An 11,063-nucleotide genomic window follows, 5' to 3' on the forward strand; every position below is an offset into this window, starting at 1 on the left:
TCGAGAGAACGCCCGGAGGAGGTTCGCGATGGAGCTCGGGACGCTGCGGCTCAAGGTCGGGTTCGCGGAGATGCTGAAGGGCGGCGTCATCATGGACGTGACGACCGCCGAGCAGGCCAAGATCGCCGAGGACGCCGGCGCGACCGCCGTGATGGCCCTCGAGCGGGTCCCGGCCGACATCCGGCGGGACGGCGGCGTCGCCCGCATGGCGAACGTCCGGAAGATCAAGGAGATCATGGCCGCCGTGACGATCCCGGTGATGGCCAAGTGCCGGATCGGCCACTTCGTCGAGGCCCAGATCCTGCAGGCGCTGGGCGTGGATTACATCGACGAATCGGAGGTGCTCACCCCGGCCGACGAGCACTTCCACGTGGACAAGTTCGCCTTCACGGTGCCCTTCGTCTGCGGGGCGCGCGACCTCGGCGAGGCGCTCCGCCGGATCGGGGAGGGCGCGGCCATGATCCGGACCAAGGGGGAGGCGGGCTCGGGCAACATCGTCGAGGCGGTCCGGCACATCCGGAAGGTCACGGGCCAGATCCGGCGGCTCACCACCCTGGGCGCCGAGGAGCTGATGGCCGAGGCCAAGGAGCTCGGCGCCCCCTACGAGCTCTGCCGGTGGGTGGCGCGGGAAGGTCGCCTGCCCGTTCCCAACTTCGCCGCCGGCGGGATCGCCACCCCGGCCGACGCCGCGCTCATGATGCAGCTCGGGGCGGAGGCGGTGTTCGTGGGGTCCGGGATCTTCAAGTCGGCCGACCCCCCGGCCCGCGCGCGGGCGATCGTCCAGGCGGCCACCCACTACCGCGACCCGGACGTCCTGGCCCGTGTGTCCGAAGGGCTCGGCGAGGCGATGCCAGGCCTCGAGCTCGGCAAGCTCGGCGCCGAGGAGCGTCTCGCCACCCGCGGCTGGTAACCGGCCATGCGCGAGCCCGTCCGCATCGGTGTCCTCGCGCTCCAGGGCGACTTTGCGGCTCACGCCCGGGCCCTCGGGCGTCTGGGCGTCGAGGCTCCCGAGGTCCGGAACCCGGGCGACCTCGCGGGGCTCGACGGACTCGTCATCCCCGGGGGGGAGAGCACGACGCTCCTCACGCTCATGGGGGAGACGTTCCCCCCCGTCCTGCGCGCCTTCCACGAGGCAGGGCGGCCGATCTACGGCACGTGCGCGGGACTGATCCTCCTGGCGCGTGAGGTCGTGAGTCCCCCTCAGCCCTCGCTCGGGCTGATCGACGTCACGGTCGAGCGCAACGCGTACGGCCGCCAGCGGGAGTCGTTCGAGACGGAGGGCGAGGCCCGGTTCGCCGGCGCGCCGGCGCCGCTGCGGATGGTCTTCATCCGGGCGCCGCGCATCGTGCGGACCGGGGCGGGCGTGACCACGCTCGCCACCCACCGCGCCGAGCCCGTCCTGGTCCAGGCGGGCACCGTGTTGGCCGGCACGTTCCATCCCGAGCTCACCGACGACCTCGGCGTGCATCGCCACTTCCGCGACCTGTGCCGGGCCGCTGCCAGCCGACTCCCCCAGCCGACCCTCGCCTGAGCCATTCCCTCGAGCCGTCCGTGGTCGACCGGTGGTCATCCGCCTCCGGGCTAACCCCTACGGACCGCCCCGGGGTTGACGCGCCGACGGCGCCCGCCCGACCCTAGGCGGGCGGCCTGGACCGACCGAACGCGGGAGGGATACCGGAGATGCTCGCTGCCGTCGCCGTCGGATGCGGAATCTGCCTCGGATTGGTCGCCGCCGATCTGGCGGCGCCGCTTTACTGGCGCGTCCTGACGGCGTGGCCGTTCGGCCACGGCCGCCTGGCCCGTCTGTTTCTCCGCGCCCAGCGGGGAGTCCTGGCACGGACCGGGCACCATCCCTACCTCGTCGACTCCCTGGAGGCCCTCGAGCGCGCCGCCGATCCCGCCGCCCTCATCGCCGCCCAGGCGCGGCTCCGATGGTGGCGCGCCCTCCGCGTCGCTCGCCGACCCTGAGGCGCCGGCCGACTGTGCCGCCGCCGGTGTCCTGACCGGCACGGCTCTTTCAGGCTCGTCCGGCCGTCGCCGCCGAAGGGCAGCGGCGCGCGCTGCGGGGTGCCGGGGCCCGACCCGAGCGGAGGCCCGCCGTGACGCGTCGTCTGTCCACGCACGGTCGGAGCGGTCTCGGGCGGCTCACCCGGCTCGACGCTGACCGTTCGCGCCACTCCGGCCATCCCGAATTCCGTCCGGGTGCTCCCGAGCCCCGTTTGCACTACAATCGGGCGGTGACGCTGGGCGGCGTCGCCGCGGGCCCGTGCCCGAGCGTATCGCCGACTAGGGCCGGCGGGCGGCTCCGGCGGAGGCGTGCCCGCGCCTGGCAACCCCAACCATGGGATGGAATGGATGACCACCGGCTTCCGGTGCCCCTGGCTCCTGATCATCGGACTTCTCATGGTCGGGTGCGCGACCGTTCCGCACCGATACCGGTACGAGCCGCCGGTGCCCATCAACTCAGCGGACCGGAAGGCCTGTCACGCGGAAGCCGACGCCTGGGCCCAGCGGCGGTACGCTCGATACATGGAGATCATCGAGCTGGCCGGGCCGTTCGGCGGATCGTTCGGTGGCATCACCCTCGCCCAGCGCGCCTATGACGAGCGCGAAGAGGTCTACGAGCGGGAGCTCAGGGCCTGCCTGAAGGCTCGGGGATATGCCTTGTGACGGTCGGGCAAGGCGTCGCCGGCCGGCTGACGTCGACCTCGATGAACGTCCTCGTGCTCAACTGTGGCAGCTCATCGGTCAAGTTCCAGCTGATCGACACCACCGAGCGCGGGAGGGAACGGCGCCTGGCCGGGGGCACGATCGAGCGCATCGGGGAGGCGGAGGCGGCCATCGCCTTCCGCGCCGAGGGCCACCCGGCCCACCGCGAGACGGCGGCCGTGCCCGATCACGCGACGGCCGTCCAGCGCGTGGCGGATTGGGTCGCCACCCGCGCGGCCGCCGTGGGCGCGGTCGGCCATCGGGTCGTCCACGGCGGCCCGCGCTTCACGCGACCGACCCTCGTCGACGACGACGTCACGGCCGGCATCGAAGCCCTGGAGACCCTGGCTCCGCTCCACAACGCGCCGAGCCTGGCCGGGATCCGCGCCGCTCGCCGGGCGCTGGGACCCGAGGTGCCGATGGTCGCCGTGTTCGACACCGCGTTCCACGCCACCTTGCCGGATCACGCCGCCCGCTATGCGCTCCCTGAAGAGCTCGTGCGCCGGCACGCGATCCGTCGTTATGGCTTCCACGGCACCTCGTACCGGTCAGTGCTGCTACAGTACGGGCGCCTGACCGGGACATCCCCCGAGCGAGCCACGCTGATCGCCCTGCACCTGGGGAACGGCTGCTCGGTGGCCGCGATCCGCGGCGGGCAGTCCGTCGACACCTCGATGGGATTCACCCCGCTGGAGGGGCTCGTCATGGGCACCCGCGCCGGCGACCTCGACCCGGCGATCGTGAGCCACCTGGCCCGGGCCGAGCGGGTGTCGCCGGACGAGGTCGAGCGCTGGCTGAACGAGCGCTCGGGCCTCCTGGGGGTATCCGGGCACAGCCGGGACATGCGCGCGCTGCTGGACCGGGAGCGCGAGGATCCCCGGGCGCGCCTCGCCGTCGAGATCTTCTGCTACCGCGCCAAGAAGTACATCGGCGCCTATCTGGCGGCCCTGGGCGGCGCGGAGTCCGTCGTCTTCACCGGCGGCATCGGCGAGCACGCCCCCGAGGTGCGGGCTCGGATCTGCGCAGGCATGGAGTGGTGCGGCCTCGTGCTCGATCCCGAGCGGAATGCCCGGCTCACCGGCGAGGGCGTCCGGATCAGCGGAGATCAGGCCCGCATCCGCGCCTTCGTGATCCCCACCGACGAGGAGCTGGTCATCGGCCGAGACACCATCGACTGTCTGAAACCACGCGCGTGACCGCCCCGAGCCACGGACCCCGAGGGGTCGCCGCCCGGGCGGCCCGCTACCGGAACGAGGATCCCGTCTTCGCCCGCTGGGCCGCCGGTTACGGCAAGATCCGCCATGCCCCGCAGACCCAGGTCCGCGTCCACGCCATGGCCGAGCGCCTGGCCGCCGAGGGCGCGCGCGGGGACGGCGCTCCCCTCTATGACGTGCTCCACGCGGCCGACCGCGTCGCCAGCGCCGGGATGTGGCTCGTCGTCCACGAGACCTACGCGCGAGCCGTGTACCTCGACGGCCGCGCGCTCGCCGCCGACGACTTCAAGGCGCACCCCGAGGGCCACACGGGCGGCGCACTCAACATGGTCCCGGCGTACACGGGCTACATGGTGATCAACGCCATCACGGGCCACACCCGGGCCTGGCTCATGGGCCAGGGCCACTGCGTGGCCGCGATCGACTCGGTGAACCTCCTGCTCGGGAACATGACCCCCGCCCACGCCGAGCGCTACGACGTCTCCGACGCGGGGCTCACGCGCTACGTGCGGGACTTCTATGCCTACCGGCTGCGGGCGGACGGAACCCAGGACTCGCCGCTCGGGAGCCACGTGAACCCGCACACGGCCGGCGGCCTGGCCGAGGGCGGTTACCTGGGATTCGCGGAGCTCCAGTGGGTCCACATGCCGCTGCCGGGCGAGCGCCTGGTGGTCTTCTTGAGCGACGGCGCGTTCGAGGAGCAGCGGGGGGGCGATTGGGCGCCCCGCTGGTGGCGGGCGGACGACTCGGGCCTGGTCGCCCCGCTCATGATCGCCAACGGACGGCGCATCGATCAGCGCACGACCATGGCCCAGCAGGGCGGCATCGCCTGGCTCCTCCGACACCTGCGCCTGAACGGGTTCGATCCCTTCGTGTTCGACGGCCGCGATCCGGCCGCCTTCGCCTGGGCGATCTTCGAGATGGAGACACGGCTCGAGGCGGCCGGCCAGGCGGCGCGGTCGGGAGGGCGCGGCTATCCGGTCCGGCTGCCGTACGGGATCGCCGTGGCGCCCAAGGGCGCCGGGTTCTACGGGGAAGGGACGAACCTCGCGCACAACCTTCCCCTCCCGGCCAACCCTCATCGCGATCCGGCCGCCGCGCGCCTGTTCAACGAGCACGCCAAGAGGCTCTGGGTCGCGGCGCTCGAGCTGCGCGAGTCGGCGGGGACGCTCCAGCACCACGCGCGATCGGGTCGCCCACGCGAGCGCGACCACGCGCTCGCCACCCGCCAGATCCGGCTCGAGACGGTGCCCGCCCCCGCCTTCCGGCCGGTGGCCGAGAATCGCGCCGACCCCGCGCGGTGGACGCAGTCGTGCCCGATGACCGCGGTGGACCAGGGCTTTCTCGCCACGGTCCGGGCCAACCGCCACCTGCGCCCGCGCGTCGGCAATCCCGACGAGATGCGCTCCAACCGCATGCAGGCCACTCTCGACGCCCTCAAGTTCCGGGTGACCGCCCCCGAGGGGGGGATCCCCGAGGCGGTCGACGGCGCGGTGATCACCGCCCTCAACGAGGAGGCCGTGGCGTCGGCGGCCCTCGCCAACAAGGGCGGCCTCAACATCATCGTCACCTACGAGGCCTTCGGCGCGAAGATGCAGGGGGCCGTCCGCCAGGAGATCGTCTTCGCCGATCAGCTCAACGCGGCGGGACGGCCGCCCGGGTGGCTCTCGATTCCGCTCGTGCTCACCTCCCATACCTGGGAGAACGCCAAGAACGAGCGATCGCACCAGGACCCGGCCCTGGCCGAGGCGCTGCTCGGGGAGCCGGCCGACGTCTCGCGCGTCCTGTTCCCGGCCGACTACAACACCGCCGCCGCGGTCGTACGCGCCGTCTACCAGAGCCGGGGGCAAATCTGGACGCTGGTGGTGCCCAAGGGGGACGTCCCCGATCTGTTCGCGCCGGACGAGGCCGAGGCGCTCTTGCGCGACGGCGCCCTCGACCTGGCCTGGGCCGGGTACCGCCAGGACGAGGCCCGCGTCATCCTCACGGCCATCGGGGCTTATCAGCTCGGCCAGACGCTGGAGGCCTCGCGACGCCTGGCCGCGCGTGAGGTCCCGCACGGTGTCGTCTACATGCTCGAGCCGGGTCGCTTTCGGATCCCCCGGGGGGAGCGTGAGCGGGCGCACCTGGCCCCCATCGGGGTCAGGGCCCGGCTCTACCCGGACCGCGTCGCCGCCCGGGTCTTCGTGACGCACACGCGCCCGGAGCCGATGCTCGGCGTCCTCCAGCCCCTCCACACCGGGCCACGTACCGAGGGACTCGGCTACACGAACCACGGCGGGACCCTCACCGTGGAAGGCCTGCTCTTCGTGAACCACGCCACCTGGGCGCACGTCCTCGCCGCCGTCGCGTGCGTTCTCGAGACCCCGCGGTCCGCGCTGCTCACGGCCGACGAGCTGGCCGCCCTCGATCACACGGCGGCGCCCGAGGGCATCGTCATCCTGCGCTGAGACGGAGCCGCGCAAGGACCTGACCGGTCGGATCGCGGCGCGGCGTGGGGCAGCCGCGCCCGAGCGGGACATCTCTGCCCCACCCGCTGCCGCGATGGCGCCGTTCGTCCTCGCCAAGTCCCCGAAAACACGACCGTTCACTCGTACTGGCCCGGGCACTGTAGTTGCAGCCCGGAAGCAGTGGCTATGAAAGGAGCGGCCATGTACGAGCGTGTCCTCATTCCCCTGGACGGCTCCGAGCTGGCAGAGTCGATCCTGCCCTTCGCCGAGAAGCTCGCGGGCCCCCTCGATGCCGAGATCCTCCTGCTCCGCGTGGTCGAGCCCCTCTCCACCGCCGCCGCCCTCGCCAACGGCGACGTGGTGGGGCCCGACGGCCTCTTCCTCGAGCAGGTGAGGGCGAAGGAGTACCTCTCCAACCTGCAGGAGCGGCTGGGGGAGAGGGGACTCCGGGCCCGGAGCGTCCTGGGCCTCGGCGTCCCGGCCACGGAGATCGTCGAGCACGCGAAGGCCCACAAGGCCGACCTGATCGCCATGAGCACCCATGGCCGGAGCGGGTTCGGTCGGCTCGTGTTCGGCTCGGTGGCCGAGGAGGTGCTCCGAACCGCGCCCGTGCCGGTGCTCATGATCCGGATGGTGGCCAGAAAAGCGGCGAGCCCCGTGGAGGTGCGGACATCATGACCGTGGGCCCGGCCAGCCGGCCCGAGGAGCGAATCCATGACGCCTGAGACCGCCGTCGCCCCGGATGCGCTCGGCATCGAGCCGATCCGCCACCGGCTCTACACGTACCTCGTCGGCCGCCGGATCTGCCTGTACGAGACGGTCCCGTCCACCAACGGGGTCTTGCGCAAGCTGGCCCGAGCCGGCGCGCCGGCCGGAACCGTCGTGCTGGCCGAGGGTCAGACGGCGGGCCGGGGGCGGGCGGGCAAGTCGTGGTTCTCGCCACCCGGCGTGAATCTCTACGCGTCGGTGCTGTTTCGGCCGGCCATTCCGCTCGGCGCGGCCGGCGCGTTCTCCTTCGTCGCGCCGCTGGCGGTGGCTGATGCGATCCGCGAGCTCGGCCTGGCCCCGGCCATCAAGTGGCCGAACGACGTGCTCGTCAAAGGCCGGAAGGTGGCGGGGACCCTGGCCGAGCTCTCCGGCTCCGGCGACCGGCTCGACTACGTGATCCTCGGAGTCGGAGTCAACGTCAACGTCGAGCGCGAGGCGCTGCGGGTGGGCTTGGGGAAGGCCGCCCAGTCGGCGACCTCGCTCCGTGAAGCGCTCGGCCATCCGGTCGACCGGAACGCGTTCACGGCGGCCGTCCTCACCTTCCTCGACGAATGGCTGGTGACCTACCGGGACCAGGGAGCGCCCGGTGTGCTGCGAGCCTGGCGCGACCTGGACATCGTGTCCGGACGGCGGGTCGAGGTACGGGAGGAGGCCACCGTCCTCGACGGTCGTGCCCGAGGCCTGGACGCGGAGGGACGCCTCGAGGTCGAGGATGCCCACGGCCACATCCACCGGGTGGTGACCGGAGAATTGCGGCTGCTGGAATAGGTCATGAGCTGGGCGATCTGGATCACCGGACTGCCGGGCAGCGGCAAGACCACGCTGGCGCGCAGCGCCGCGGCGGCGCTCGAGGCGCGTGGCATTCCGGTGAAGGTGCTCGAGCTCGACGAGATTCGCGAGGTGATCACCCCCGAGCCCGCCTACACCGACGCCGAGGGGGACATCGTCCACCGGGCGCTCGTCTACATGGCCCGGCTCCTGACCGAAGCCGGCGTGCCCGTGATCATCGACGCCACCGCGCACCGCCGGGCGTGGCGGGAGCTCGCCCGCGAGCTCATCCCGGTCTTCGCCGAGGTTCAGCTCCGCTGCCCGGCCGAGGTCTGCCACGAACGCGAGCAGACGCGTCCGCGCGGCCGGGCGCCGGTGAGCATCTATGGGCACAGCCTGCCCCGGGGCACCGCCGGGCCGGCCGTCGACGTCCCCTATGAGATCTCGCTGGCGCCCGAGCTCCGCCTCGACACCCAGGCCAGCGATCGGTGGACCCAGGTTCAGGAGATCGTGTATCTGGCCCGCCGGCTCGACCGCCGGGCGTCAGCCAAGGACGCGTGCGCCCACAGGAGGCTTTCATGCAAGTGAAAGACTGGATGAGCCTATCGCCGATTACGGCTCCCTCGAGCACCCCCGTGTTCCAGGCCAGGAAGCTGATGCAGGACCACCGGATCCGTCACCTGCCGGTGATGGAGGAAGCGGAGCTGGTCGGCATCGTCACCGACCGGGACATCCGGCTCAACCTCCCGTCGCCCGCCACCGGGCTCTCGGTGTGGGAGATCAATTACATCCTCGACAAGCTCACCGTGGGCGAGGTCATGACGAAGACGGTCATCACCATCGGCGCGAGCCGCCCGATCGAGGCGGCCGCCGAGCTCATGCTCGACCACCGCATCGGCGCCCTGCCGGTGCTCGAGGGCGGCCGCCTGGTGGGCATTCTCACCGAAACCGATCTCCTCCGGGCCCTGGTGCGGGCACTGACCGGCAAGACGGTCCCGCGGCACGAGCCCGGCTCCGCCGAGATTGCGGCGGCCATCGAGCGCGTCGCCCCGCGGCGCTGACCGCGGCGGCGGCCGGGGCGCCGGGTGAGGAAACGCGGCGAGGGATTACCCTGAGACCGCTCCGAGCGCGGCACGCGCCGCGTCGGCGGTGGCGGCGACGTCGTCCGGGGAGTGGGCGAGCGAGAGGAACGCCGCCTCGAACTGCGACGGGGCCAGGTAGATACCGCGCGCGAGGATGGCGTGGAAGAAGGCGGCGTAACGGGCTCGATCGGCCCGGGCGGCGCTCGTCCAGTCGGTCACCGGCTCCGCGGTGAAGAACGCCGTCAGCATCGATCCCACCCGGTTGATCGTCGCCGGCACTCGCGCGCGGGCGGCGGCCTCCCGGAGTCCAGCCTCGAGCGCGCCGGCCCGGGTCTCGAGCGTCTCGTACACGCCCGGCTCCCGCAGCACCCGGAGCGTTTCAAGGCCGGCCGCCACCGCGAGCGGGTTCCCCGACAGCGTTCCCGCCTGGTAGACCCCGCCCAGCGGCGAGACGCACTCCATGATCTCGCGCCGTCCGCCATACGCCCCGACCGGCAGCCCGCCTCCGATGATCTTGCCGAGGATCGTGAGGTCGGCGTCCACGCCATACCGGGCCTGCGCGCCCCCGTAGGCGACCCGGAAGCCCGAGATCACCTCGTCGAAGATCAGGAGGGTGCCATGGCGGGCCGTCAGCTCGCGGAGCCCGGCCAGGAACCCCGGGGCGGGCGGGACCACTCCCATGTTCCCGGCGATGGGCTCGACGATGATCGCGGCCACGTTCGGCCCTTCGGCTTCGAGAACCGCACCAACGGCGTCGAGGTCATTGTAGGGCACGGTCACCGTGAGCCGGGCCAGCTCCGGCGGGACGCCGAGGCTGTCCGGCACCCCGAAGGTCGCGCCACCCGACCCCGCCTTCACGAGCAAGCTGTCGGCGTGGCCGTGGTAGCAGCCCTCGAACTTCACCAGCTTGGTTCGACCCGTGAAGCCACGCGCCACCCGGAGCGCGCCCATGGCGGCCTCGGTGCCCGAGGAGACCAGGCGCAGCATCTCGATCGACGGGACGGCCTCCGTGATCGCGCGGGCGAGCTCGACCTCGCCGGGCGTGGGTGCCCCGTAGGTGGTCCCTCGGTCGAGCGCGACGCGGATCGCGTCGAGGACCCGCTTGGGCGCGTGGCCGAGGATGAGCGGGCCCCACGACATCACGTAGTCGAGATAACTCCGACCGTCCACGTCGGTCAGGCGCGCCCCCTCGCCGCGGGCCACGAAGAAGGGCGTGCCGCCAACCCCCCGGAAGGACCGGACCGGGCTGTTCACGCCCCCTGGCATCAGCCGAGCCGCCTCGGCGAAGTATTCCTCGGACGTCACCGCTCCTCCCCTGGCTCGCCGGCGTCCTCCAGCGCAGCATCCTCCACGTCGAGCCCGAACAGCTCACGCACGAACGACCGGAAGCGCGCCCCACCCGGCGCGGCCTGGGCCGCCTTCAGGTGCTCGACGGGCCCGTGCAGGATCTTGTTCACCAGCGTGATCGACAAGGCCTCCAGCACCGCGCGGGCCGGGGGCGGCGCCTCGCCGAGCCGGGCCAGCGCACGCTCCACCTCCGCCTTCCGGATCTCCTCGAGCTTCGCGCGGAGCGAGCGGATGGTCGGGGCGGCCCGGCGGGCGGCGACCGTGCGGTCGAGCCGCTGGACGGCGCCGGCGATCAGCGCCCGGGCCCGCTCCACCTCGCGCTCGCGGGCCCGGCGGTTGGCGTCGACCACGCCCTGGAGATCGTCGATGTCATAGAGATAGACGTCCGCGACGCGCGCCGCCGCGCGCTCGACGTTGCGTGGCACGCCGAGGTCGATGACGAGGAGCGGTCGCGGTCGGCTCGCGACCCAGCTCGCCACCTGGGCGTGCGTGACGAGGACCCCCGGCGCCGTCGCGGCGCAGATCAGGATGTCAGCGGCAGCCGCATGAGCGGGGAACTCCTCGAAGGGCACCGCCTTGCCACCCGTCTGCCGGGCGGTCGACTCGGCCCGCTCCAGAGTGCGGCTCGTGATGAGGAGCCGGCTCACGCCGAGATCCGCCAAGTGCCGGGCGGCCAGCGCGCCCATTTCGCCGGCGCCGACGAGGACGACCGCCCGCTCGCGCAG

Annotated in this window: 12 protein-coding genes; 10 read left to right on the forward strand and 2 right to left on the reverse strand. The window is 72.6% G+C overall.

Annotation, left to right across the window (positions count from 1 at the left end; genetic code table 11):
• The first annotated feature begins 28 nt into the window (after positions 1–28).
• From pdxS to VGW35_18230, 10 genes are all read left to right on the forward strand, one after another.
• Positions 29–910 carry a pyridoxal 5'-phosphate synthase lyase subunit PdxS gene (pdxS, locus tag VGW35_18185; GenBank protein ID HEV8309595.1) on the forward strand — a complete coding sequence of 294 codons (882 nt, stop codon included), beginning with the start codon at positions 29–31 and terminating at the stop codon, positions 908–910.
• 6 nt (positions 911–916) lie between these two features.
• Positions 917–1,531, forward strand: a complete 615-nt coding sequence (gene pdxT / locus VGW35_18190; GenBank protein ID HEV8309596.1) for a pyridoxal 5'-phosphate synthase glutaminase subunit PdxT — start codon at positions 917–919, stop codon at positions 1,529–1,531.
• 149 nt (positions 1,532–1,680) lie between these two features.
• The gene (locus tag VGW35_18195) at positions 1,681–1,968 is read left to right on the forward strand and encodes a hypothetical protein (protein ID HEV8309597.1); all 288 of its coding nucleotides are present in this window, start codon (positions 1,681–1,683) and stop codon (positions 1,966–1,968) included.
• A 387-nt stretch (positions 1,969–2,355) separates the two neighbouring features.
• On the forward strand, positions 2,356–2,670 hold the full coding sequence (locus VGW35_18200; GenBank protein ID HEV8309598.1) for a hypothetical protein: 315 nt from the start codon (positions 2,356–2,358) through the stop codon (positions 2,668–2,670).
• A 41-nt stretch (positions 2,671–2,711) separates the two neighbouring features.
• On the forward strand, positions 2,712–3,905 hold the full coding sequence (locus VGW35_18205) for an acetate kinase (GenBank protein ID HEV8309599.1): 1,194 nt from the start codon (positions 2,712–2,714) through the stop codon (positions 3,903–3,905).
• On the forward strand, positions 3,902–6,373 hold the full coding sequence (locus VGW35_18210) for a xylulose 5-phosphate 3-epimerase (protein ID HEV8309600.1): 2,472 nt from the start codon (positions 3,902–3,904) through the stop codon (positions 6,371–6,373). The genes VGW35_18205 and VGW35_18210 overlap by 4 nt, the downstream gene beginning before the upstream one ends.
• A 201-nt stretch (positions 6,374–6,574) precedes the next feature.
• Entirely contained in the window at positions 6,575–7,051 is a 477-nt protein-coding gene (locus VGW35_18215; GenBank protein HEV8309601.1) for a universal stress protein, read from the forward strand.
• Positions 7,052–7,087: 36 nt separating this feature from the next.
• A complete protein-coding gene (locus VGW35_18220; GenBank protein HEV8309602.1) occupies positions 7,088–7,909 on the forward strand; it encodes a biotin--[acetyl-CoA-carboxylase] ligase in 822 nt (273 codons plus the stop codon).
• Between the two features lie 3 nt (positions 7,910–7,912).
• Positions 7,913–8,497, forward strand: a complete 585-nt coding sequence (locus VGW35_18225) for an adenylyl-sulfate kinase (GenBank protein HEV8309603.1) — start codon at positions 7,913–7,915, stop codon at positions 8,495–8,497.
• A gap of 47 nt (positions 8,498–8,544) precedes the next feature.
• Positions 8,545–8,970, forward strand: a complete 426-nt coding sequence (locus VGW35_18230) for a CBS domain-containing protein (GenBank protein HEV8309604.1) — start codon at positions 8,545–8,547, stop codon at positions 8,968–8,970.
• A 45-nt stretch (positions 8,971–9,015) separates the two neighbouring features.
• Here the strand turns inward: VGW35_18230 and hemL are convergent, their stop codons facing one another.
• On the reverse strand, positions 9,016–10,296 hold the full coding sequence (gene hemL / locus VGW35_18235; protein ID HEV8309605.1) for a glutamate-1-semialdehyde 2,1-aminomutase: 1,281 nt from the start codon (positions 10,294–10,296) through the stop codon (positions 9,016–9,018).
• A partial coding sequence (locus VGW35_18240) for an NAD(P)-binding domain-containing protein (GenBank protein ID HEV8309606.1) occupies positions 10,293–11,063 on the reverse strand: 771 nt, incomplete at its 5' end. The genes hemL and VGW35_18240, both read right to left, overlap by 4 nt.

It is taken from the genome of Candidatus Methylomirabilota bacterium, assembly GCA_036005065.1.
Taxonomy (GTDB): Bacteria; Methylomirabilota; Methylomirabilia; order Rokubacteriales; family DASRDR01; genus DASYQW01.